The organism is Sphingobacterium haloxyli (genome assembly GCF_002980525.1).
Taxonomy (GTDB): Bacteria; Bacteroidota; Bacteroidia; order Sphingobacteriales; family Sphingobacteriaceae; genus Sphingobacterium; species Sphingobacterium haloxyli.
In genome coordinates this window covers 1-23488 of sequence record NZ_PVBQ01000007.1, presented here as the reverse complement: position 1 = coordinate 23488, position 23488 = coordinate 1, and the positions used below count along the sequence as shown (strand labels likewise).

General features: G+C 41.9%; 20 protein-coding genes and 1 other RNA gene. 13 read left to right on the top strand and 8 right to left on the bottom strand.

Annotated elements, in window-relative coordinates:
* Positions 1–3: 3 nt before the first annotated feature.
* Positions 4–639: a 16S rRNA (guanine(527)-N(7))-methyltransferase RsmG gene (rsmG, locus tag C5745_RS10435; RefSeq protein ID WP_105717118.1), complete on the top strand. Its 636-nt coding sequence runs from the start codon at positions 4–6 to the stop codon at positions 637–639.
* A gap of 17 nt (positions 640–656) precedes the next feature.
* Here rsmG and C5745_RS10430 read toward each other — a convergent pair whose 3' ends face one another.
* Positions 657–899 carry a hypothetical protein gene (locus C5745_RS10430; RefSeq protein ID WP_105716952.1) on the bottom strand — a complete coding sequence of 81 codons (243 nt, stop codon included), beginning with the start codon at positions 897–899 and terminating at the stop codon, positions 657–659.
* Between the two features lie 67 nt (positions 900–966).
* On the opposite strand from C5745_RS10430, the gene dprA reads away from it, so the two are divergent.
* The 7 genes from dprA (at position 967) to C5745_RS10390 (ending at position 9320) form a co-directional block, all read left to right on the top strand.
* Positions 967–2064: a DNA-processing protein DprA gene (gene dprA, locus C5745_RS10425; protein ID WP_105716951.1), complete on the top strand. Its 1098-nt coding sequence runs from the start codon at positions 967–969 to the stop codon at positions 2062–2064.
* Between the two features lie 101 nt (positions 2065–2165).
* An RNA gene (ffs, locus tag C5745_RS10420) (signal recognition particle sRNA small type) lies at positions 2166–2263 on the top strand.
* A gap of 225 nt (positions 2264–2488) precedes the next feature.
* Positions 2489–3331, top strand: a complete 843-nt coding sequence (gene accD, locus C5745_RS10415) for an acetyl-CoA carboxylase, carboxyltransferase subunit beta (RefSeq protein ID WP_105716950.1) — start codon at positions 2489–2491, stop codon at positions 3329–3331.
* A 445-nt stretch (positions 3332–3776) separates the two neighbouring features.
* Positions 3777–5636 (top strand): DNA topoisomerase IV subunit B, encoded by a 1860-nt coding sequence (locus C5745_RS10405; RefSeq protein WP_105716949.1) that lies wholly within the window; start codon positions 3777–3779, stop codon positions 5634–5636.
* A 30-nt stretch (positions 5637–5666) separates the two neighbouring features.
* Entirely contained in the window at positions 5667–6509 is an 843-nt protein-coding gene (purU, locus tag C5745_RS10400; protein WP_105716948.1) for a formyltetrahydrofolate deformylase, read from the top strand.
* 59 nt (positions 6510–6568) lie between these two features.
* The gene (locus C5745_RS10395; RefSeq protein ID WP_105716947.1) at positions 6569–7345 is read left to right on the top strand and encodes a DUF4382 domain-containing protein; all 777 of its coding nucleotides are present in this window, start codon (positions 6569–6571) and stop codon (positions 7343–7345) included.
* 181 nt (positions 7346–7526) lie between these two features.
* The gene (locus C5745_RS10390; RefSeq protein ID WP_105716946.1) at positions 7527–9320 is read left to right on the top strand and encodes a hypothetical protein; all 1794 of its coding nucleotides are present in this window, start codon (positions 7527–7529) and stop codon (positions 9318–9320) included.
* 69 nt (positions 9321–9389) lie between these two features.
* Here the strand turns inward: C5745_RS10390 and C5745_RS10385 are convergent, their stop codons facing one another.
* The 3 genes from C5745_RS10385 to C5745_RS10375 form a co-directional block, all read right to left on the bottom strand.
* The gene (locus tag C5745_RS10385) at positions 9390–10289 is read right to left on the bottom strand and encodes a class I SAM-dependent methyltransferase (RefSeq protein WP_105716945.1); all 900 of its coding nucleotides are present in this window, start codon (positions 10287–10289) and stop codon (positions 9390–9392) included.
* Between the two features lie 65 nt (positions 10290–10354).
* Positions 10355–11110 (bottom strand): ABC transporter ATP-binding protein, encoded by a 756-nt coding sequence (locus C5745_RS10380; RefSeq protein ID WP_105716944.1) that lies wholly within the window; start codon positions 11108–11110, stop codon positions 10355–10357.
* A 38-nt stretch (positions 11111–11148) separates the two neighbouring features.
* Complete coding sequence (locus tag C5745_RS10375) at positions 11149–11883, bottom strand: MlaE family ABC transporter permease (protein WP_105716943.1); 735 nt, start codon at positions 11881–11883, stop codon at positions 11149–11151.
* Between the two features lie 167 nt (positions 11884–12050).
* Between C5745_RS10375 and C5745_RS10370 the strand changes: the two genes are divergently transcribed.
* Both C5745_RS10370 and ispG read left to right on the top strand, forming a co-directional pair.
* Positions 12051–12983, top strand: a complete 933-nt coding sequence (locus C5745_RS10370; RefSeq protein WP_105716942.1) for a LiaI-LiaF-like domain-containing protein — start codon at positions 12051–12053, stop codon at positions 12981–12983.
* Between the two features lie 226 nt (positions 12984–13209).
* Positions 13210–15222, top strand: a complete 2013-nt coding sequence (gene ispG / locus C5745_RS10365) for a (E)-4-hydroxy-3-methylbut-2-enyl-diphosphate synthase (RefSeq protein ID WP_105716941.1) — start codon at positions 13210–13212, stop codon at positions 15220–15222.
* Between the two features lie 2 nt (positions 15223–15224).
* Here the strand turns inward: ispG and C5745_RS10360 are convergent, their stop codons facing one another.
* The gene (locus C5745_RS10360) at positions 15225–15650 is read right to left on the bottom strand and encodes a T9SS type A sorting domain-containing protein (RefSeq protein WP_105716940.1); all 426 of its coding nucleotides are present in this window, start codon (positions 15648–15650) and stop codon (positions 15225–15227) included.
* Between the two features lie 225 nt (positions 15651–15875).
* On the opposite strand from C5745_RS10360, the gene era reads away from it, so the two are divergent.
* Positions 15876–16754 carry a GTPase Era gene (gene era / locus C5745_RS10355; protein ID WP_105716939.1) on the top strand — a complete coding sequence of 293 codons (879 nt, stop codon included), beginning with the start codon at positions 15876–15878 and terminating at the stop codon, positions 16752–16754.
* Here era and uvrC read toward each other — a convergent pair.
* The 3 genes from uvrC to ispF form a co-directional block, all read right to left on the bottom strand.
* On the bottom strand, positions 16751–18550 hold the full coding sequence (gene uvrC / locus C5745_RS10350) for an excinuclease ABC subunit UvrC (RefSeq protein WP_105716938.1): 1800 nt from the start codon (positions 18548–18550) through the stop codon (positions 16751–16753). The two genes, era and uvrC, sit on opposite strands and share 4 nt — an antisense overlap.
* Positions 18551–18631: 81 nt before the next feature.
* The gene (locus C5745_RS10345) at positions 18632–20878 is read right to left on the bottom strand and encodes a penicillin-binding protein 1A (protein WP_105716937.1); all 2247 of its coding nucleotides are present in this window, start codon (positions 20876–20878) and stop codon (positions 18632–18634) included.
* A 158-nt stretch (positions 20879–21036) separates the two neighbouring features.
* Positions 21037–21516 carry a 2-C-methyl-D-erythritol 2,4-cyclodiphosphate synthase gene (gene ispF, locus C5745_RS10340; RefSeq protein WP_105717116.1) on the bottom strand — a complete coding sequence of 160 codons (480 nt, stop codon included), beginning with the start codon at positions 21514–21516 and terminating at the stop codon, positions 21037–21039.
* A 151-nt stretch (positions 21517–21667) separates the two neighbouring features.
* Between ispF and C5745_RS10335 the strand changes: the two genes are divergently transcribed.
* Together C5745_RS10335 and C5745_RS10330 are read left to right on the top strand one after the other, a co-directional pair.
* The gene (locus C5745_RS10335; protein WP_105716936.1) at positions 21668–22237 is read left to right on the top strand and encodes an RNA polymerase sigma factor; all 570 of its coding nucleotides are present in this window, start codon (positions 21668–21670) and stop codon (positions 22235–22237) included.
* Between the two features lie 16 nt (positions 22238–22253).
* Entirely contained in the window at positions 22254–23354 is a 1101-nt protein-coding gene (locus tag C5745_RS10330; protein ID WP_105716935.1) for a S1C family serine protease, read from the top strand.
* Positions 23355–23488 lie beyond the last annotated feature (134 nt).

Here is a 23488-nt window from a genome sequence, read left to right as displayed (position 1 = left end):
AACATGAACCCAACTGTCGATATCGTCTACAAGTACTTTCCAAACTTAACGGAAAAGCAAAAACAACAATTTGCCCAACTGGCTGAGGTATATCCATTCTGGAATGATCAGATTAACGTCGTTTCCAGAAAAGACATCGATGGCCTTTATTTGCGTCATGTATTACATTCACTCGGTATCGCCAAATTCATGACGGAGTTTACATCCGGCACGAGAATACTGGATGTTGGAACAGGAGGTGGATTTCCAGGCATACCTTTAGCCATCCTTTTTCCGGAGGTACAGTTCCACTTAGTCGATTCTATCGGGAAGAAAATTAAAGTGGTACGTGAAGTGGCCCAGGCGCTCGGCTTAGAAAACGTAGAGGCTGACCATATTCGTGCAGAGCAATTGGATTATAAATACGATTTTGTGGTATCGCGCGCTGTAACTCGTTTAGGTGAATTTGCTTCTTGGGTTCGTAATAAATTTGAAAAACAAGATCAAAATGGTGTTCCAAATGGCATTATATACCTCAAAGGAGGCGATCTTCGGGATGAAATTAAAGAATCGCGGCTCAAAGCGGAACTACATCCCCTATCATCCTACTTCAGCGAAGATTTTTTTGACACAAAATACGTGGTGTATGTACCAATGTGACGCTTATCTCTAGCTAATCACCCACCGCTGGTCTCCGAAATCTGCTGTCCAATAAGGTTCACTTCCTCATCCATCCCGAACATGGGTAATTCAGTTTCTGGATGTAGTTTTAACCAGGAGGTGTCGGTATCTTTTATAATCTTAACATATTCTTTTCCCTCCTTAAAAATAAGGTAAACGTCCTTTTCTTCCGGAAAAACAGCATATACGATGTCGCCGATCTCTATATCAAATGGTTCTTGAGCGCCTTGTAATTCCATTGTATTCTATTTTTTTAATCAAAGTTAGAACTTTTATATAAATTTTTTATCTTTAGGTCTCTGAATTATGACCATGCTCAAAAAAATAGCACTTACAAAGATTAAGGGCGTAGGCCCCAAAACGGCGCGCACCTTGCTAGCTTGCTGTGGTTCGATCGACAATATCTTCGATGCCAGCAAAAAGCAATTACTTTCTATTCCGGGTATCGGAAACACAACAGTGGAATCAATTCTCTCGAAGAACTATATGCACGACGCAGAACGAGAACTGGCTTTTGTCGAAAAGCACAATGTAGAAATACTTTGGGCTGAGGACGCAAACTATCCGCGCCGTTTGAAGCAGTGTGAAGATGCCCCACTCCTAATTTATTATAAAGGAACGGTGGATTTAAACCCCTCTTTATGCGTTAGTATTGTGGGCACCAGGAATGCAACAGCTTATGGAAAGCGTATTTGCGAAGAACTGATTTCAACACTACAGGGATATGATATGCAGATTATTAGCGGTTTAGCTTATGGGATAGATGTACAAGCACATCGCTTAGCGATCAAGCATCACATTCCCACCATTGGCGTACTGGGGCATGGGCTTGATCGGATATATCCATCTGCCCACCGGGATATTGCGTCCCGCATGTTGGAAAATGGTGGCCTACTTACGGAATATCCTTCCGAAACGATCCCCGACCGCAACAACTTTCCGGCAAGAAACCGTATCATCGCCGGGCTGGCTGACGTGACGATCGTTGTGGAAGCTGCAAAAAAAGGCGGGGCGCTAATTACCGCAGAAATTGCAAACAGCTATAACCGGGATGTGTGTGCTTTTCCAGGAGGTGTAGACCAAGAATATTCTGCAGGCTGTAATTATTTGATTAAAACACACCGTGCACACCTCATTCGGCATGCGGATGATCTGATCTACCTCATGGGTTGGGAACAACCAAAACCTAAACAAGAAGGAGTGCAACTACCATTATTAACAAATAATCTTAGCAAAAATGAACAACGGGTGTATGATTTCTTGCGAGAAAGACAACAGGCTTCCGTGGATGAAATTGCACTTCATCTGGGTTGGCCTACGAGCAAATTGGCGATAATACTTCTAGAAATGGAAATGAACAATATATTGCTCTCCCTACCGGGGAAAATTTACAGGATATGCTAAAGCGCTAGGGGAAAGCCATTATTTTTAACTGACAATCAAGGGTCTAAACAAAGTCAAATAAAAAGTTTTCCAGAGAACTATTTTTTTGCTACTTTTGTCGCAGGCAAGTCTCCTACGACCAGCTCCCTTTGACTCCCCCAGGTTGGGAACAAAGCAAGGGTATTAGGTTGAGCGGTGCGATAGGAGTAGCTTGCCTATTTTTTTTATTTTATATCCTACATTATTCTCCCACTCTTTTTTTACGTTATTTTTCACTAGCATAATTGATCTGTCTATACGTGTTCATTCGCTATTGTACAGACGAGTTCGTTACACGCGGCTTGTTTTTTCAGCGCAGTGAAGTGATCAGGTTTATTCATTCCTTGTGGCGTTTGCATAAATCACGATGGTTTCGTTTCTTTGTAGTCCGAATGATCGTGAACTTATGAGTTGGTTTAAAAGAAACAAGGCAGGTATTAATACCGCAACCGAGAATAAAAAAGAAGCGCCTGACGGCATGTGGAATAAATGTCCGAACTGTAAAAAGCCGCTATTGAACAGTGAACAAATTGAAAACCAATACGTTTGTCAGTATTGTGATTATCATATCCGCATCGGTTCTGCTGCCTACTTTTCCATCCTTTTCGATGATAACAACTACACTGAGTTATTTGAAAACTTAACGTCTGGTGATCCCCTTCAATTCGCCGATACCAAACCTTATCCTGTCCGACTGGCAGACAGCCAAGCCAAGACAGGATTAAAAGATGCCATTCGCTGTGCACATGGCAAAATGGAAGGTGAGGATATCGTAATTGCTTGTATGGATTTCACCTTCATTGGGGGTTCCATGGGCTCCGTTGTCGGAGAAAAGATCGCTCGCGCTATCGATTATTGTATCGCGCATAAAATTCCTTTTATGTTAATTTCCAAATCAGGCGGGGCACGTATGATGGAAGCCGCGTTCTCCTTGATGCAAATGGCAAAGACATCGGCAAAGTTGGCGCTTCTAGCACAAGCTAAAATCCCTTATGTTTGTCTATTAACCGATCCGACAACAGGTGGCGTAACCGCTTCCTATGCCATGCTGGGAGATATCAACATCGCTGAGCCGGGCGCATTAATCGGATTCGCAGGACCTAGGGTTATCAAAGAGACGATCAAGAAAGACCTGCCTAAAGGTTTCCAGACATCTGAATTTGTTTTGGAACACGGCTTTCTAGATTTTATCGTGGATCGCCGGAACCTTAAGAACAAAGTAGCAAGTTATTTACGGCTGGTGAAGTAAGAGACTGCTAAAAGTATCTACTAAAAGCCCACAACTTTCGCTTTTTTAGATAGTGTAAGTTTCGCTCATTTCGGTAGGCTTCCCGCTCAAAAGAGATATTAAGGTAAGCTTGTCGAAATTTTTTGTATTGCAAAAAACGTATCAAAAATTCGATAAAGTACCATATGTAGAAGGGAACAACCAACATTTCTGTGGCCTGTTTGATATGTATATTTTCGTGGTTTAATAAAAATTTATCCTCCTTATAACGTTGATCCAATAAAAAGATAAAGGGAAAAACAACAATTGCAATCGCCTTTCTTTCCGAAAAGATATTTGTCCAAAACTTACTTACAATGACTTTTCCTTTCATAACCTTTCTACAAGGAGGATTAGGCAAAGAGCTTGCCAAGATTATCTAATCTTTTTCCTATTTTTGTTAGCAAAGAAAACTTAGACAAACCGTATGACGACATATAACGAAGACAGTATACGTTCCTTGGACTGGAAAGAGCATATCCGTCTGCGTCCGGGTATGTATATAGGGAAATTGGGAGATGGCTCTGCTTATGACGATGGAATCTACGTCTTGTTAAAAGAGATTGTCGACAATTCCATAGATGAATTTGTAATGGGTGCCGGCAAGACGATCGACATCAACGTCCACGACAATCGAGTAGCCGTACGTGACTACGGCCGCGGAATCCCGATCGGATCCGTCGTGGATGTGGTTTCTAAAATCAATACCGGTGGTAAATACGACAGCAAAGCATTTCAAAAATCCGTAGGCTTAAACGGTGTGGGTACGAAGGCCGTCAATGCGCTATCCGACCAATTTATCGTACAGTCATATCGTCAGGGAGTGACCCGCATTGCACAGTTTCAGCGTGGTGAATTAGTCAGCGACGAACAAAAAGACACCACACAACGAAACGGTACAGCAACCAGCTTCTATCCGGACGAAACAATCTTCCGGAATTATAAATTCCGCATGGAGTTTGTAGAGAACATGATATGGAATTACGTGTTTCTTAACGCCGGCCTAACGATCAATTTCAATGGGCAAAAGTTTATTTCAGAGCATGGATTGAAAGATTTGCTTGAGCGCAATATTGACGCGGAATCTATGCGTTATCCGATTATCCATTTAAGAGGAGACGATATTGAAATAGCGCTGACCCACGGTCAGCAATATGGTGAAGAATATTATTCTTTTGTCAACGGGCAGCACACCACACAAGGGGGCACACACCAGGCGGCGTTCCGCGAAGCTCTTGTAAAAACTATTCGTGAATTTTATAAGAAAGAGTTCGATGCTGCTGACATTAGGGCCTCTATTATCGGGGCAATTGCCATCAAGGTACAAGAACCGGTGTTCGAGTCGCAAACAAAAACGAAACTGGGTTCACAGAGTATCGGCCCTGAAGGTCCAACTGTACGTACCTTTATCAACGATTTTGTTAAGAAAGCCCTGGACGACTACCTGCACAAAAACGCGACCACGGCTGATGCCCTGCTCAAACGCATCTTGCAATCAGAGCGGGAGCGGAAAGATATTGCTGGCATTAAGAAGCTCGCAAACGAGCGTGCTAAGAAGGCATCGTTACACAACCGAAAACTGCGTGACTGCAAGATCCACTTCAGTGATAAAAACGAGCGCAACTTAGAGACGACACTGTTCATCACAGAGGGAGATTCAGCGAGTGGTTCCATCACCAAATCGCGCGATGTACAGACCCAAGCCGTATTCAGTTTAAAAGGTAAACCGCTAAACTCCTACGGTATGTCGAAGAAAATTGTTTACGAAAATGAGGAGTTTAACTTATTGCAACATGCCCTCAATATCGAAGACGGACTCGACGGACTACGTTACAACAACATCGTCATTGCCACAGATGCGGACGTAGATGGTATGCACATCCGTTTGCTGTTGCTTACTTTCTTTTTACAATTTTTTCCCGACTTGGTGAAGGCCGGGCATGTGTCTATCTTACAAACGCCGTTGTTCCGCGTCCGGAACAAAAAGGATACGATCTATTGTTATTCGGATGAAGAACGCCAACGAGCTATTGCCAAATTAGGAGGTAAACCAGAGATCACCCGTTTCAAAGGTCTAGGAGAAATATCACCCTCTGAATTTGGACTTTTCATTGGTAAAGATATGCGTTTAGATCCTGTTATTCTTTCTAAAGAGAACAAACTACCTCAGTTGTTGGAATATTATATGGGTAAGAATACGCCCGACAGGCAAAAGCATATCGTGGAAAACCTACGTATTGAAATCGATTTAGAAGAAGAACTTGCTAAAGCTGCCGTTGCCTCCTAAAAGGCGACGGCATTTATTACAACGTAAATAATGAACAACCAAACCTTAATTCTTATCCAGTGCCATGATGCGGTGGGCCTGGTTGCCAATGTCGCCCATGTTATCGCTAAACATCATTTGAATATCGTAACCATGCGGGAGTTTGTGGACGAAGAAAACCGAAAATTTTTTGTCCGTGTGGTATGTAGTGGTGTTCCAGCGGCTACTCCGCTATTGCAAAAGGATTTAGAAGACAATTTACCTCCCCAGGCACAGGTATCCATTAATCCTGCTCGTGAAAAAAAGCTTGTTATTTTGGTAACGAAAGAACATCATTGCCTTGCGGATATCCTCGTACGTCATTTTTTCCAAACGCTTAATGCTTCTGTAAGAGCGGTGGTCGGCAACTACGAAGTACTGAAGGCGTTTACGGAGAAGTTTGATATTCCTTATCATTTCGTCTCGCATGAGAATAAAAGCAAGGAGGATTTTGAACAGGAACTAGCAGAAACTATTGCTCCGTACCAACCCGATTATATCGTGTTGGCCAAGTTCATGCGTATCCTCTCTCCTTCCTTCGTGGCAAGATTCGAAAACAAGCTTATCAATATCCATCATTCTTTCCTTCCTGCGTTCATCGGTGCAAATCCCTATCGGCAAGCTTACAAACGAGGTGTAAAGATTATCGGCGCAACAGCGCATTATGTTACGAATGATTTAGATGAAGGTCCGATCATCGTGCAACGTACCAAATCCATCAACCATAGTTACGACGTTCCCAATCTGGTTACAGCAGGAAAAGAAATCGAAAAGGCGGTATTAAGTCAAGCTATCCATTTGCTAACAGAAGACCGGGTGATGTTGCAAGGCAATAAGACAATTGTTTTTGAGTAGCGGCTGACCGTTCTGGCATTTGTTTTGCAGTTTTGATGATTTACATAATATAATTTAGCATGAGAACAGTATTATTTTCAGGTATAGCGGCTTTGGCGCTGCTAAGCGCCTGTGAAAGCGATGATGACGGTAAAACAGGTACGACGCCCATATCCGTGAAAATAACGGATGCGCCGGGACGATATGATGCGGTACTACTGAATATTGATAAGATCGAGATATTGACTAGTAACGGGCGTACCACACTTGATGTTGATGACAATGAACCTTTCGATATCTTGGAATTCTCGATGGGTAAAGACACCTTGTTAGCAAATGAAACAATAGCTTCTGGACGCCTACAAGAAGTGCGGTTAATACTCGACGATGAGGGTAACGAAATCATTGTTGACGGCCAACCTCACGCATTGACAACGCCAAGCGGACAATCTTCGGGCGTCAAGATCAAGGTTCAGGATGAATTGATTCCGAACGTAGCGTATACCCTTTTATTAGACTTTGACGTAGCTAGTTCGATTGTACAGCAAGGTAATGGTGGATATAGTCTAAAACCTGTGATTCGTGCGATACCAGAAGCGGTTTCCGGTGTTATTCACGGCGTCGTGCTCCCTTTGGAGGCCGCCCCGAAAATTTATATCGAGATCGGAGATGAGCGTATTGGTGCCATAACGAATGCAGAGGGCAGGTTCTATTTTCCCGGTATTGAAGATGGAACGTACACGATTATTATCGAGCCTGAAAACGACGCATATGGAAACAGAACCATCGACGGGGTTACCGTCGAAACAGGCATTGCAAAAGATATAGGCACGATTACACTCGATGTAGCTTCTTGATAAACTCCCGAAATAGCATTCGGCCGCTGTTCTTCGGATAGTGGCCCGGATGCCGTTTTTATCTTTCTCCGCCGTTATACCCCCTTCTTGTTAAAAATGAGCTAAATCATTTTTTCAGCGCACTTCCGTTACTTTATACTTGCGTGAAATTGTCGTATTTCGTACCGACATTCGATGTTATATGAAACACAATTTCCACATTCCCGTATTAGGGTTAGCTTTTTCCATTGACACGCCGTTAAAAGTTGCAAAATTCGGTATCTCTTCGGTGATGTCTATTGTAGACGACGAGCTGATCGAGCGTATACGAGCTTTTCATGCCCGAGAAAACGAACTTCATTATGTTCCTATCAAGAAGACGGAAGCCGATTATCGCGCTAAGCGAATTACGGCTTACCTCAACTTAGTACAACAGATTGTTGATATGCAGATTTTCCGTATCAAGAACGGTGAGTTCTCGCCAAATACCGACTTAACAAAATATTTTGAGCTTTTGCCTGATACAGACTGGAGCAAACGACGTTATACTAAAATGCTAGAAGCCACTGATCTCCATCTGAAAGTCGCTCTAGCGGAAGAATTAAAAGCCATGGTGGTTCCGGGGGAAATCGATGTCAACATTATGGCAAAAGTCGATAAACTCAATACTGACGCAGGAGGTAAAGCATTAGACGAAACATATTCCGATGCTTCTGCCGCACTCCGAGGTTTCGCTCGATCCGACTTAAGGTCATCCGTTGTCCTTTCAGCCGGTATGAATCCCCGTTTATACAATTATCTTACCGAGCTACCCTCTTTTTTCCCAAATCAACACGGTGTATTGGAGAAGCGGATTATCTTGAAGGTATCAGACTATCGCTCTGCCTATATTCAAGCAAAATATTTGGCAAAAAAGGGGTTGTGGGTTTCAGAATTCCGTATCGAGTCGGGCTTGAATTGTGGAGGGCATGCTTTTGCAACAGACGGCTATTTGTTAGGACCAATTCTGGAAGAATTTAAACACCAGAAAGAAGGCCTCGTTCAGGATCTTTCCTGCATTTATCGGGCAGCCCTCCTCGAAAAGGGCGTACTCAACGTCCACACCCTTCCTATCAGATTCAGTGTGCAAGGAGGAATAGGAACGGCGGAAGAACAGCTGTTCCTCCTCAGCCACTACGGTTTTGATAGCGTCGGCTGGGGCTCACCATTTTTATTGGTACCCGAAGCAACTACGGTCGATAATGGCACATTAACGAAATTGGTGCAGGCGAATAAGGAAGATTTCTATTTAAGCGACTCGTCCCCACTTGGTGTTCCTTTTAATAATTTCAAAGGAAGTACAGCAGAGCAAAAACGGATCGAACGTATCGTTAAGGGTATTCCTGGAAGCCCTTGTACAAAGAAATACCTGGTGTCTAATACGGAATTTTCAGATGAACCCGTATGTACGGCTTCCCGTGTTTATCAACATGCTAAAATCAGATCGTTAAAAAATCTCCAGCTTTCACAAACGGAATTTCAGGAACGGTTTGATAAAATTACAGCAAAAACCTGCTTGTGTGAAGGGCTTGCCGCTTCGGCCTATTTAAAATACAATATACAGAAAACTAAGGAGATTACGGCCGTTTCTATCTGCCCGGGACCCAATACGGCCTATTTCAAAGGACCATACACGCTACAGAAAATGGTAGATCATATATATGGTCGTCGAGCACTAGACTTGAAAAATAGGCCTCTCATGTTTCTGAACGAATTGCAGCTCTACGTCGACTATCTCAGAAACTTGGTTAGAAATAGTGCCGACGACGTAAAAAAGATGAAAGTTATTCAGAAATTTAAAAACCAACTCGCGCTTGGTATTGCGTATTATCGCACAATAACCGTCGAGCTGGAGAAGTTTGGTTTTAAAGAAATACCACGCTTTATAGCTGCCTTAGACAGTTACGAACAAGATTTGAAAAACATAACTTATACGAATGCACAGCACGCCCCTTAACACGCTCCATTATCTCAAATACCCGAAGTCGATTTCTGTGCACCTTTTTGTAAAAAGGACATAGAATAACTATTTTATTTTCTTAAATTTTCCAAAAACGCCTAAGGGTAGTTTACATCCCGCCGTTGCTTGTAAATAAAGTTCTCCTATTTCCAGATTTTCCACTTGCGGGAACGCCGTTCTTATTAGATTCTCCACGATGACCGAGGAAAATCCTAACGAGTAGGTGTTTAAAATAAGAAAATGTTCCTTCGGGTCGAGCAATTGTACCACATCACGCATCATCTCCATAATATGGTCTTCAAGCTTCCACTTTTCTCCTTTGGGACCATGCCCATAGGCCGGCGGATCTAATATAATGCCCTGGTATTTATTGCCACGCTTTAATTCTCTTTTTACAAATTTAAGCGCGTCCTCTACCACCCAGCGGATATTATCCAATTCAGATAATGCTTGATTTTCATTCGCCCAAGTAACAACCTGTTTGATCGAATCAACATGTGTTGTATCTGCCCCAGCCGCTTTCGCAATTAACGATGCGCCACCTGTATAGGCAAATAAATTTAATACTTTCGGATTGGGTGTCCTAAAAGACTTGACGGATTCCGATATATAATCCCAATTCACGGCTTGTTCTGGGAATATGCCGACGTGTTTGAACGAAGTTAACCCCAAACGGAATTTAATGGATGCGTCTTTGTTTTTATAACTGACATGCCAACGGTCCTGTGTTTGGGGATTTTTCTTTACCCAGTCTCCAGAAGTTGCTGACCGACCTTTAAAACGGATATGATGTTTCTGCGTCCACTCCGTTTCCGATAAGGATTTAGGCCATACGGCTTGTGGCTCGGGTCGAATTAAAATAACTTCGCCAAATCGTTCTAATTTTTCGAAATCACCGCAATCGATCAGCTCGTAATCATTCCAGTGCTGTGGCGTAAGAAGTTGTATGTTTGTTGTTGAACTCAATTTTAACTATTAGATGTCAGATATTAAAACGTCACAAAGATAAAGATTAGATATGAGATGTTGCACTACTTAATAGAATCCCTTGCTGCTTTCATTAATGGGCTTGCAAAGACAAAATCATTCAGTTCCTGTACATCCGAACGTAGCATCTCTTCATTAGATCCATCCCAGAACTTCTGTCCTTGATACAAAAACAGAATATAATCCCCTATTCCCATCACCGAGTTCATATCGTGTGTTACGACTAATGTCGTACACTGATATTCTTCCGTTAGCTCTTGAATCAGTTCATCTATCAATATGGCGGTCGCCGGATCGAGACCGGAGTTAGGTTCGTCACAGAACAAGTATTTAGGGCTCATGCTAATTGCTCTCGCAATCCCCACTCTCTTTTTCATTCCTCCAGAAAGTTCGGATGGATATAATTTATTGACATTCTTCAGGTTGACGCGATCAAGACAGAAATTGGCCCGTTCTATTTTCTCTGCTTGACTCATATCGGTAAACATGTTCAACGTGAAAATAATATTCTGTTCGACCGTCATGGAATCGAACAAAGCGGAGTTCTGAAACAGCATACCGAGATTCCGGCGGATGGGTATACGTTCTTCGAAGTCCATTTCCGTAAACTCCTGTTGATCGAAAAACACCTTGCCTTGGTCGGGATCATGCAGGCCGACAATGCATTTCAATAACGTACTTTTGCCGGAACCCGACCCTCCGATAATTAAATTCACTTTACCGGGTTCGAAAATGGCGTCAATTCCTTTTAGTACCTCGTTGTTACCGAATGATTTATATATATTCTGAATCTCAATCATAAATTTATTGTTGCACAGGGATTTTTTGGACCCTCGGGTTATAGCATCAACGCAGTAATGATGTAATCACAAACCAAAATTGCGATACAGCCAATAACTACTGCTTTTGTTCCAGCCTGCCCCACCTCTAATGCACCACCCCTGACATAAAAACCTTTGTACGCAGGAACAGATGTGATAATAAACCCATAAATGATAGCTTTTACTATTGCTACGGTCACAGTAAAACCATTAAAACCTTCTTGTATACCTTGTATATAGTCCGAGGGGGCGACGGCCCCGGATAAACTGCCTCCTATTAGCCCGCCGGTAATAGCACAGAAAATAGCAATGATGACCAATACAGGTACCATGATAACACCAGCGATAATCTTGGGCAAAATCAAGAACCCGGGTGCATTTATTCCCATGATCTCCAGCGCATCTATTTGTTCTGTCACACGCATCGAGCCTATTTGCGAAGAAATGGCCGAACCAACTTTCCCCATCAATACCAGCCCCGAAATGGTGGGGCCTAGTTCTAAAATATTAGAGTCTCGGTTGATCTGCCCGATGACAGCGGTTGGAATAAGATCCGACACCAGCTGAAAGGCGATCTGTAATGTCATAACCGCACCAATAAAGGTAGAAATAATTAAAATTAAGCTCAAGGAGCCTATGCCTATTTCGTTCATTTCATGAAAAATCTCTTTTAAATATATCTTCCATTTTTCAGGTTTTTTGAAGACCTTTCTCAACAACAGGATATAGGAGCCAAAATGATGAAATATCATAGAATAATCGACCTTTCGTTAAATACTATTGCAATATACACAATTGCGTGGAAGAAATTTCACCGATAGAACGGTTTATTTCACCGAACCTATTAACAATATAACCTAAAAGTAGTTTAGTAAAAAAATCGTAACTTGTAGTTTTGAGCTGTTATATTTACAGAAGTATGGAGAATAAGATTACATCCGGCATTTGGTTTGTCTTTATAGGACTGGTTCTGCTATTGCATAACCTAGACATTCTACATTTTAACTTTTGGGCTACAATTAAATATTGGCCTTTACTTATTATTATTGTTGGAATCAACTTAATCGCTCAAAATAAGGCATTTGGAAACTATATTAAAATCGGTTGCAATGTCCTGTTTTTAGGATGGATTTTCTATGTTGGCCTAACTGCTCCTAAAACAGACTGGTCAGAACAACTCTTTAACGGAAAAAACATCAGCATAGACAACGTCAATGACGATGAACCTTTATTGAACGCTGTGCATACGCCATTTGATCCGACAGTGAAAGAGTCAACCTTGGAATTTAACGGCGGAGCTGGAAAATTTGAAATGACGGTAGAAACGGGCACTAATCTGGTTTCGGCCAGAGCAAAGACAGACGACATGGGCATGAACATCAAAACAAAGCAGGAAGGAGATAAACAAACTGTTGTTATCAATGCCAAGCCGATCACTTCTAAGAATAAGAATAAAACGAATAATGTCCTGATTGGGTTGAATCCCGAAGTAAATTGGCATTTGATTTTAAATTATGGTGCGGCAAATTTTAAAGGTGATTTATCCTCGTTGCGGTTTAAAACGTTGGAAGTAAACACGGGAGCAAGCACCATGGATCTCACGTTAGGCGAACCAACAATCGGCATATCTAAAATTGATGTTGCTACCGGCGCGTCAAAAATCCATTTCCGCATCCCAAAGGACGCTGCCGTTAAAGTTGAATATACTTCTATTTTATCGAAAAATTCTTTTGAGGGCTTTGAAACCAGCGAAAACGGTATCGCAAAAACGGCAAATTATGAGAACGCAGAAAACAAATTTGATATCGAATTGGAAGGAGCCGCGAATAATTTCACTATAACTCGATACTAGAGACGGAATGGCGCATTTGCACAATCCCTCCCTTAACCTTCCAGGTCGCATACAAATTTTTGAGGTTGTAGAAACCCATCCTTAGTACTACCCCTTTCCTCAAAGATTTGAAGCGACGATTTTTATGAACAAGTGTTTGTTTTGGTGTCCATGAACTCACTTTGTTCGGTTTTGGTTCTTTTTTGAGGAAAAAAAGAACATAAAAGCATTAACTTTGTATCCAGGTATGGACACAACGAACACAATCATTTTACCCGGAGGATATTGTAATTCCAAAACAACTTATAGTCGGTTTTTGACACGAGAAGTAAGCGTGGGCGATGTTCCTATGGGAGGAAACCATCCTATTCGCATCCAAAGTATGACCACGGTCGACACCATGAATACATTGGGGTCTGTAGAACAGACTATCCGCATGGTAGATGCCGGTTGTGAATATGTACGAATTACAGCACCGAGCATCAAAGAGGCTGAAAACCTGGCCAACATTAAAAAAGAGCTGAAAATACGAGGCTATCGTGTCCCTTTGGTGGCGGATATTCATTTTACGCCCAATGCAGCAGAAGTAGCGGCGCGTATCGTGGAGAAAGTGCGTATCAACCCCGGTAATTATGCCGACAAAAAGAAATTTGACCAGTTAGAATATACCGATGCGGCCTACCAAGATGAATTGGAACGTATCTATAAAAAGTTTGCGCCTTTGGTTAAAATATGTCAAGAGTACGGTACTGCGCTGCGTATTGGCACTAACCACGGTTCGCTTTCTGACCGTATTATGGGTAGATACGGCGATACCCCTGAGGGTATGGTAGAATCTGCACTAGAATTTATACGTATTTGCGAAGACTTACGATATTACAACCTCGTCGTATCCATGAAATCCTCTAATCCGCAGGTAATGGTACGAGCCTATCGCTTGTTGGTCCAAAAAATGGTTGCCGAGAATATGAACTATCCGCTTCACTTAGGGGTTACAGAAGCTGGAGATGGTGAGGATGGGCGAATCAAATCTGCTGTAGGCATTGGAACATTATTGGAGGATGGGCTAGGTGATACCATACGGGTCTCGCTAACGGAAGAACCAGAAAACGAGATACCTGTTGCCCGAGCTTTAGTTAATCGTTATACGGACCGCAAAAAAAGACAGGCGTATTCCACTACACGCGAAATTATAAATCTGGCGGATCATACAAATGTCAGCCCTTATGAGGCAATGGAAGTCAACACATTTATCGGGGGCTCCTTGGTTCCACGTGTAGTTGTGGATATCTCCCGCGAGAATTTAAAAGACCCGTTCGTATTGACAGCTGTGGGTTATCGATACGACGCACTCAACGATAAATACCACATGGGTGATCAGTCGGTAGATTTTGTTTATCTCGGCTCCCAACTACCATCGTTTACGCTTCCGGGAAACCTCAAAGTACTATATGATTATGAAGTTTGGAAAAATTTAAAAGATAAAGCTAATAAACACCCTGTCTATTCATTGAAAGGCTATCAAGACGCTGTGGTGTTCGATTCTTCCTTAAATCTGATCACATTGACAAACGATGACCTCGACGGGACATATTTTGCAGATTTACAAATAGACAGCACCGTTGTCTTTATTTTAGAAACTAATCAGCCCCATGGAATGGCAGACCAACGGCAGTTCTTCAACAACCTGCAAGCAATCGGTGTCAATAATCCCGTGATCATCAAGCGGAGTTATCCCGTGGAGGAATTTTCTGGACCCGTCGGAGAGATTATGGATCCTGAAGAGCCGATCTCTAAGATTCAGCTATATACTGCTACGGATATGGGTGCTTTATTGATCGACGGGTTGGGGTCAGGAATCTGGATAGATTCGCCCGCTACTCCCTTGGATAAGCTGGCTTCACTATCCTTCGGAATTTTGCAAGCAACTCGTTCCCGCATTTCGAAAACGGAATATATATCTTGCCCAAGTTGTGGACGGACGCTCTTCGATTTACAAGAAACAACACAAATGATCAGAAGCCGTACCAACCATTTAAAAGGTTTGAAAATCGGTATTATGGGCTGTATTGTAAACGGCCCCGGCGAAATGGCCGACGCAGATTACGGCTATGTAGGGGCTGGGCCTGACAAGATAACGCTCTATAGAGGCAAGGAAGTCGTTAAGAGAAATGTGAGCGCGGCCAATGCTTTAGATGAGTTGATAGAGATTATCAAAAACGACGGGTTGTGGATAGATGAGGGTGAGTATAGCCTTTGATGTTATCTTACGGAAATACGTTTGACTACGGTTTCGGAACCAGAAGTTACCCGCACAAAATAGAAGCCAGTCGTGAGTTTTCCATCCGTATCGAAGGACAAACTTTGTAGGCCTGCATCCAATCGCCCATTCATTAAGTTCAAAACCTCGTTTCCTAAAGCATCCATTACTTTAATAACGACAGTATTTTGTTCACTGAGCGTAAAATTTAAGGTGATCTGTTCTGCAACAGGGTTATAAAAAACCTTTACATTATTGATCAGTTTCTCACTCTCCTGATCGATGGCATCCATGGAAAACTTAGATACAGCATAGGACGCTGTATGTGTTTTTCCTAAGACAGAATGGACGTTCATAGCGTTCCCTATGCTAAGCATCGCTATGCTTGCGAGAGTAAATAATGCTATTTTTTTCCTTAATCCTGTCATGTTAAATGTTCATCAGTAAGTAGTGTAAAGGTGATATATAACAAAGTTAATTTTTTTGACCTACAGTTCGATACTTTTTCTGTCTTTTTTTCGCCCTTTAACAATTTTTAACAAGATTATACGTTGTCGTTTCTTTCAGGTACCATTACAACTTGTTAGTCGCCAGAAAACAGCCCATAATACTCATAAATTTCGTACCTTTACATTTCAAATAAATTACATTTCATGTCGCATAAAGCAGGATTCGTCAGTATCATCGGAAAACCCAATGCGGGAAAATCCACCTTAATGAACGCGTTGGTAGGTGAAAAAATGTCTATCATTACACCTAAAGCACAAACGACGCGACATCGGATTATGGGGATTGTGAATGATGAAGATCACCAGATTATATTTTCGGACACGCCCGGGGTTATTAAGCCAAACTATTCTTTACAGGAATCCATGATGAATTCTGTACAGGGATCCTTGATCGATGCAGATGTAATTCTATTTGTGACAGATATTCATGAGCGGTTCGACGAAAGCGATGTAATCGAAAGATTGCATAAAACCAATTCTCCGGTGGCTGTGCTTATCAACAAGATTGATAAGTCATCAGAAGAAGAAGTCCGGAGCAAAATAGCATTCTGGCAGGAGAAACTAAATCCTGATGCTGTTTTTGCGGTTTCTGCTTTGCTCAATCATGGCGTAGCAGGAATCATGGAATATATTAAAGAGAAACTGCCGATCCACCCACCCTATTACGAAAAGGATGAGCTAACCGATAAAAGCCTTCGTTTCTTTGTCTCTGAAATGATCCGCGAAAAGATTTTTAAGCTATACGATAAGGAAATCCCGTACAGCACAGAAGTGATCGTGACGTCTTATAAAGAAGAAGAAAACATTACGCGAATTGCCGGTGAAATTATTGTAGAACGCGACTCTCAAAAAAACATCCTTATTGGAAAAGCCGGATCAATGATTAAAAAAGTAGGTACGTACGCCCGGCAGGATATCGAAGAGTTTATCGGCCAAAAGGTATTTTTGGAACTTTTTGTTAAAGTGATTCCCGATTGGCGCCGCAAAAAGAATTACCTTAAAAAATTTGGATATGATGACTAGGCATGAAAGTATTCGCGGAGCGCGATAACCTGTTTCCGGGTAAGCACCGTACTGAGTTCTTCATCAGACGCTTCTTTCACACGTTTGGCTGATTTAAAGGCCTTCAAAAGTTTTTCTACGGAAGTCTTCCCTATTCCAGGGATTCGTTCCAGCTCGGAAACAAATGTTTTTTTACTGCGCTGATTACGGTGAAAGGTAATCCCAAAACGATGCGCCTCGTCCCGTAAATGCTGAATGATTTTTAATGTTTCCGATTTCTTATCGAGATACAGTGGATATTGATCCCCGGGGTAATATATCTCTTCCAAACGCTTGGCAATACCGATGATGGTCACTTTATTCGCTATTCCTAACAGCTTCAAACTTTTCACAGCTGCCCCTAGCTGTCCTTTTCCGCCGTCAATCACGATCAACTGAGGGAGCTGTTGGTCTTCATCCAACAATCTTCTATAACGTCGAAAAACCGCTTCTTCCATCGTCGCAAAATCATTTGGTCCGACCACGGTCTTGACGTTGAAATGTCGATAGTCTTTTTTTGCGGGTTTCGCATCCTTGAAAACCACCACCGCTGATACAGGGAAGCTCCCCTGTATATTGGAGTTATCAAAACATTCGATATGCCTCGGAAGCACATTCAACCGTAAATCTTTTTGCATCTGCTTTAGAATGCGTTCTGTTTTCACTTCTGGATTCAACTTCTCGTATTGTAACATACGCTCCTTTTTGAAATAAGCGACATTTTTACGAGACAATTCCAACAGATTTTTCTTTTCCCCCGCCTTGGGTACTGTAAATTTCAGGGCGATATCTCCTTCGATATGTATATCGAAGGGTACGATGATTTCTTTGGACGTGCTTTTAAAACGCTCTCTAAACTCTGGAATTGCCAACGTTAACAGTTCCTCCTCGGACTCGTCTAAACGCTTCTTCATCTCTAACGTTTGGGTTTGGATGACAACCCCATGTGCCACTTTTAGATAGTTTACAAAGGCGTAATTATCCTCCGATGCGATATTAAATACGTCTACATTGGTTATCGACGAGCTGACAACGGTAGATTTGCTTTGATAATTAGAAAGCTTTTCTAATTTCGTCTTGACCTTATGCGCAGCTTCAAAATCCAACGCCGTCACCGCATCGTTTATCTGCATTTTCAAACGATTTGTAACGACAGCGATCTTGCCGTTTAAAATATTTTTTATATCAGCAAGGTTCTGATCATAGTCTTCTTCAGATTGATACCCCTCACATGGACCCTTGCAGTTGCCTATCTGATATTCTAGACAAATTTTGTATTTGCCTTTTGCTATGTTTTCGGGAGACAAGTTTAGGTTACAGGTACGTAAAGGAAAAAGTTCACGAATCATATCCAAAATGATATGCATCATCCCGACCGAAGCGTACGGTCCATAATAACGTGATCCGTCTCGAATATACTTTCGTGTCCAAAAAACACGGGGAAAATGTTCGTTCTTAATAACAATCCATGGGTATGTTTTGTCATCCTTCAGCATCACATTGTAACGAGGTTTGTGCTTCTTAATGAGATTATTCTCCAGAAGCCACGCATCGATCTCGGTATCAACGATTGTAAATGCAATACGATTTATTTTCCGTACTAATACACGGGTTTTACTATTAAGTTGGTGTTCGTTTATGAAATAAGAACCTACTCGATTGCGTAAATCCTTAGCCTTCCCCACATAGATGAGTTCATTATTTTTATCAAAATACTGGTAAACACCTGGTTTATGGGGTATTTTCTTTAACTCTTCTTTGTAATCGAATACACTCATATCATAAAAAATGCCGGACAACAAATTTCGTTAAAATCCGCTGTTCGGCGTTTATAAATCTAAATAACCCGCGCGAAATATTTAGAATCCCAATCGATCGTCATCTAAAACGTCCTCGTTGGATGGGACCCCATAGAACTCTCGATATTGACTACAGTCAATTTCACGCGTCAATCCCCCCGGTGGAAGCGGGAAATCCTCTTGGGTGTAATGTAAATTCTTGTTTCCATAAACCTTCTTCATATACAATCCAAATATAGGAAGCGCGGCTTGTGCTCCTTGTCCAGATGCCATGCTATAAAAACGGATGCCACGATCTTCTGCACCAGTCCAAACGCCCGTCACCAGTTCTGGAGTGATACCGATAAACCAGGCATCGGAGTTATCATTTGTAGTACCCGTTTTACCTCCGATTGGATTTTTGAACCCACCGAACTCTGCTCGTCTTAGACGAGAACCTGTACCGCCGTCAACAACACCTTTCAACATATCTACCATAATGTAGGCCGATTCGCTGTTCAAAGCCTTAACTACTGTTGGCGTTTTTTCATAGATAGGTGTACCGTTTTGATCCTCGACACGTAAGATCATAGTAGGCTCGATCCACGTGCCGTGATTGACAAATGCAGCATAAGCGCCCACCATATCATACACAGACGCTTCATAAGCTCCTAATGCAATGGACGGATAATTCGGAACGTTAGCGGTAATGCCCATACGTTTAGTCAATGAAGCAACCGTCGCAGGAGTCACTTCGTTTATAACATAGGCAGAAGCAAAGTTCTGCGAATACTTTAACGCATTTTTTAAGGTTATCGGGTCGCCTCCTTGTACTGTTCCACGAGGTGTCCAGTTACCATAGGTACGGGAATGGTTGGGCACAGGAAAACAAGGCGAGTATCCGTTATCAATCGCAGCAGCATACGTAAATGGTTTCGCTGTTGAGCCTACTTGCCTTTGTGCTAGCTTTACATGATCAAATTTAAAATGTTCAAAACTAGTTCCCCCGACCCAAGCTTTGATGTGACCTGTTTTTGGCTCCATGGACATTACGGCGTTCCGCAAGAAAAGCTTATTGTACCGGATGGAATCCATCGGAGTCATAACCGTATCTACATTTCCCTTGTAGGTAAACAAAGTCATCGGCACTTTCTTGTCGAACTCTTTCCGAATTTCCTCTTCCGACATACCTGTCTCTTTCAATACACGATAACGGTCGGAACGACGCATACCCGATATTAACAGCTGGGCATTTGTTCCCTTGAACGGGTCGGAATTCCGAAATTGTCTATCAAAATCCCGTTGTAATTTCTCCATCCATTCGCGTTGCGCTTCTTCTGCATATCGCTGCATGGTATAGTTGATCGGCGTATAAACTTTCAGTCCGTCACGGTCCAGATCATAAGGAGTCCCATCTGGCTTAGTAATGGACAAACGTTTAAATTCCTTTTTTAATTCCTGTTTTAATACAGCGCGGAAATAAGGAGCCATACCCTCTCCATAATTAGCTATACGAAGTTTCAAATCCAATGGTTGTTCTTTGGCTTGCTGCCCTTCCTCCCTTGTCAGAAAATTCTGATCGATCATATTATTCAACACGGTATTCCGCCGGTTCATGGAATTCTCCGGAAATCGTACTGGCGAATAGATATAGGTTCCTTTCAACATTCCGACTAATGTCGCCGCTTGTTCAGGGGTCAACTGATCAGGGGTCGTATCAAAGTACGTTCTAGCCGCCGATTTAATACCGAATGTATTGTAAGCTCCAAAATCGACGGTATTGAAATACATCGTAATAATTTCTTCTTTGGTATAACTCCTTTCCAAACGAACAGCGGTAATCCACTCTTGGAATTTCTGCATGATACGCTTGAAGGTATTACGCTCTCTCCGCTCAGAGAAAAGATTTAGAGCTAATTGTTGGGTAATCGTACTCCCCCCTTGTTTTCTATTTAGTAGTGTCGTGTAGATTGCCGAGGTTACCGTCCGGGAATAATCGATACCGGAATGGTCGTAAAAACGTTTGTCTTCTGTCGAGACCAAAGCGTGGACCAAGTGAGGAGACAACTCGCTATATTTTACATTGGAGCGGTTGTGTTTGTAATATCTACCCAATACCTGGAGATCATCCGTCAATATTTCAGAAGCCAAATTGCTCTTTGGGTTTTCCAGTTCCTCAAAGGATGGTAATTTCCCGAATACTCCCAAACGCACACTTACGAGGAAAAGTGCTCCAAGAACAACTATACCACATAATATCGTCCAAAAATTTCTGGTATATCGTTTGATATCTATGTCTGTCAATTTCTGCTTTGATTCTCTCTTCATTGCACCTATGATACGGTTTTAGTACAAAGTTAACATTCTCGTCTTAATAAGTTTTAAAAAAGTTAGAACGACATCATATTAAACTTCGACATTTAGCCAAATTACTTATTTTATAACGGACGATTTTAGACTAGCTATATGATAGCGAGTTATACAACCTAGGATTTCTCGATAAGACAAACGGCGTAGGCGACAACGCCTTCTTGACGCCCTATAAAGCCCATCGTTTCATTGGTGGTGGCTTTGATAGAGACGTCGTCCACATCAATGCCTGCGGCTTGAGCGATATTCTCTTTCATGGCTGGGATATACGGCTTAATCTTCGGAGCTTCCAGACACAGCATACCATCAATATTACCTAAAGTATATCCCTTTTCTTTTAGAAGCTTTACGCATTTTTCCAACAGCAATAGGCTGCTGACGCCTCTCCATTTAGGATCCGTGTTCGGAAAGTGAAAGCCGATATCTTCTAGGTTTGCTGCTCCAAGAATGGCATCACAAATTGCGTGTACTAAGACGTCCGCATCTGAATGTCCAAATGCACCTGCATGGTGTTCCAATTGCACTCCTCCGATTACAAACGGATGCCCTTCTTTCATTTGATGGACATCAAAACCAAATCCTACCTTTATCTTCATCATAGTACGAAGTTACTCCTTTCTTTTCCCCGACGAAAAAAAAGAGCATACAAAAATTTATTTGCTACTTTTGACCTATCATCGGTTTGGCAAAAACTTTAAAATTTATAGGAAGCAACAGGTTACTATTTGAATAAAAAGGTATTAATAAGTGAGTAAGGAAAAAAGCGATATACAGATTGATTCCGAAATCATTAACGGCATCAGGGAAGGAGATAACCTTGCTATCCAGCAATTATATCAAATACATTTTCCGCCCATTGCCCATATGATCATAAACAATCGTGGCAGCAGAGAGGAAGCACAGGATATTTTCCAAGAAACAGTGATGGTGCTTTATAACAAAATTGTTGATAATGATTTTGTTTTGAGCAGCAAATTACAAACATTCTTGTATGCAGTTGCAAAACGGCTATGGCTAAAACACCTTACTCGTGGCGAAGCGAAATATCGTAAAGATTCGATAGACGACTATGGAGAATCGCTAACGGCTGAAGAAGCGATCGACGATCATGAGAGTAAAGAAGCCAATCTTGTCCAAATGGAAGATGCATTAAATGGATTAGGAGAACCGTGTAAAACGATCCTATACGATTTTTATATACAGGGACAATCAATGGCAGCTATTTGTGAGAAATTTGGTTACACGAACGCCGATAATGCGAAGACGCAAAAATATAAGTGTCTTCAACGTTTAAAAAAGATATTTTTCAAAAAGTAGTTACAATTAAATTGGCATGAAAGGCTTAAATCAACAGGAGTTTATAACGTGGGCGGATAACTATCTTCGGGGGGAGCTTTCCCGTGAAGATCAATTGCTGTTTGAGGCATATTGTGCGGAGAATCCTGGAAAGGCAGAACTTTTCGCACAACACAAAGCTTTTTTAACCACGATGGTGAAAGCGGAATCACGATCAAGTTTTAAGCGAAAATTACAACGTGTTGCACGAGATTACGACAAGGCGCATGCATCAAAACCGGCGACTAAGGTTATCAGTATATGGGATAGGTTAAAACTTAACGCGGCTGTGGCAGCTGCGATCGCCATTGTCTCGGTATTCTCTACGTTGTGGCTGACGGGGTATTATAAGAACCTAAAGAAAACAACGTCAGATTACAGTGCTCTACGAAGGGATATGAACACTGTAAAGCGTAATGTAAACGCACAGAATGCGGCTATTCGGAACATCCACAACAGCAAAGACGACGTTAAAGAAACGATGCATTACGGTGCGACAGGATTCATGATTACGAAAAATGGTTATGTGGTCACGAATTACCATGTTATCACCGGAGCTGACTCGGTACATCTACAAAACCATAAGGGGGAATCTTTTAAAGCAGACATTGTGTTTACCAATCCGGAAAAGGATCTGGCCATCTTGCATATTAACGACTCTACCTTTAAATCGACCAGGAGCATCCCCTATACTTTTAAAAGACAGGATGCTGATATCGGAGAAGACGTTTATACGATTGGTTTCCCTAGGGATGAAGCGGTATACGGACAGGGGTATCTCAGCTCTTCCACTGGATACGCCGGCGATACGCTTGCTTATCAGATATCAATCCCTGTAAATCCGGGTAACAGCGGTGGCCCTTTATTAGATAAAGAGGGGAATGTAATTGGGATTATCAGCGGAAAACAGAAGGGAATAGACGGTGCAGCTTTTGCAATCAAGACAAAAGCACTAATGGAAACGCTGAACAGCATCCCAGCCGACTCTCTTAAAGGTAAAAACGTGATTCTTAACAACAAAAACTTGTTATACAATTTGTCGCGAACCGACCAGATTAAAAAGTTACAGGATTACGTGTATATCGTGAAAGTCTACTAAAGAAAAGGAGGCTGTCTCAAAAGTAATTTTTGAGCAGCCTTTTTTTATTTTCTACTATTCTCCACATTATTTCTATTTTTTGTTGATATTTTATTCATCTATCCTGTTGTATATCAGCGTTCTGATCCCTATCT

What these genes read in the sequence shown, in the direction of transcription:
- uvrC (WP_105716938.1), bottom strand. Translation starts at nt 18,550, where the DNA reads ATGAGTGTATTCGATTACAAAGAAGAGTTAAAGAAAATACCCCATAAA.
- ispF (WP_105717116.1), bottom strand. Translation starts at nt 21,516, where the DNA reads ATGAAGATAAAGGTAGGATTTGGTTTTGATGTCCATCAAATGAAAGAA.
- C5745_RS10370 (WP_105716942.1), top strand. Translation starts at nt 12,051, where the DNA reads ATGGAGAATAAGATTACATCCGGCATTTGGTTTGTCTTTATAGGACTG.
- C5745_RS10405 (WP_105716949.1), top strand. Translation starts at nt 3,777, where the DNA reads ATGACGACATATAACGAAGACAGTATACGTTCCTTGGACTGGAAAGAG.
- era (WP_105716939.1), top strand. Translation starts at nt 15,876, where the DNA reads ATGTCGCATAAAGCAGGATTCGTCAGTATCATCGGAAAACCCAATGCG.
- C5745_RS10330 (WP_105716935.1), top strand. Translation starts at nt 22,254, where the DNA reads ATGAAAGGCTTAAATCAACAGGAGTTTATAACGTGGGCGGATAACTAT.
- dprA (WP_105716951.1), top strand. Translation starts at nt 967, where the DNA reads ATGACCATGCTCAAAAAAATAGCACTTACAAAGATTAAGGGCGTAGGC.
- rsmG (WP_105717118.1), top strand. Translation starts at nt 4, where the DNA reads ATGAACCCAACTGTCGATATCGTCTACAAGTACTTTCCAAACTTAACG.
- purU (WP_105716948.1), top strand. Translation starts at nt 5,667, where the DNA reads ATGAACAACCAAACCTTAATTCTTATCCAGTGCCATGATGCGGTGGGC.
- C5745_RS10380 (WP_105716944.1), bottom strand. Translation starts at nt 11,110, where the DNA reads ATGATTGAGATTCAGAATATATATAAATCATTCGGTAACAACGAGGTA.
- ispG (WP_105716941.1), top strand. Translation starts at nt 13,210, where the DNA reads ATGGACACAACGAACACAATCATTTTACCCGGAGGATATTGTAATTCC.
- C5745_RS10375 (WP_105716943.1), bottom strand. Translation starts at nt 11,883, where the DNA reads ATGATATTTCATCATTTTGGCTCCTATATCCTGTTGTTGAGAAAGGTC.
- C5745_RS10390 (WP_105716946.1), top strand. Translation starts at nt 7,527, where the DNA reads ATGAAACACAATTTCCACATTCCCGTATTAGGGTTAGCTTTTTCCATT.
- C5745_RS10345 (WP_105716937.1), bottom strand. Translation starts at nt 20,878, where the DNA reads ATGAAGAGAGAATCAAAGCAGAAATTGACAGACATAGATATCAAACGA.
- C5745_RS10395 (WP_105716947.1), top strand. Translation starts at nt 6,569, where the DNA reads ATGAGAACAGTATTATTTTCAGGTATAGCGGCTTTGGCGCTGCTAAGC.
- accD (WP_105716950.1), top strand. Translation starts at nt 2,489, where the DNA reads ATGAGTTGGTTTAAAAGAAACAAGGCAGGTATTAATACCGCAACCGAG.
- C5745_RS10430 (WP_105716952.1), bottom strand. Translation starts at nt 899, where the DNA reads ATGGAATTACAAGGCGCTCAAGAACCATTTGATATAGAGATCGGCGAC.
- C5745_RS10360 (WP_105716940.1), bottom strand. Translation starts at nt 15,650, where the DNA reads ATGACAGGATTAAGGAAAAAAATAGCATTATTTACTCTCGCAAGCATA.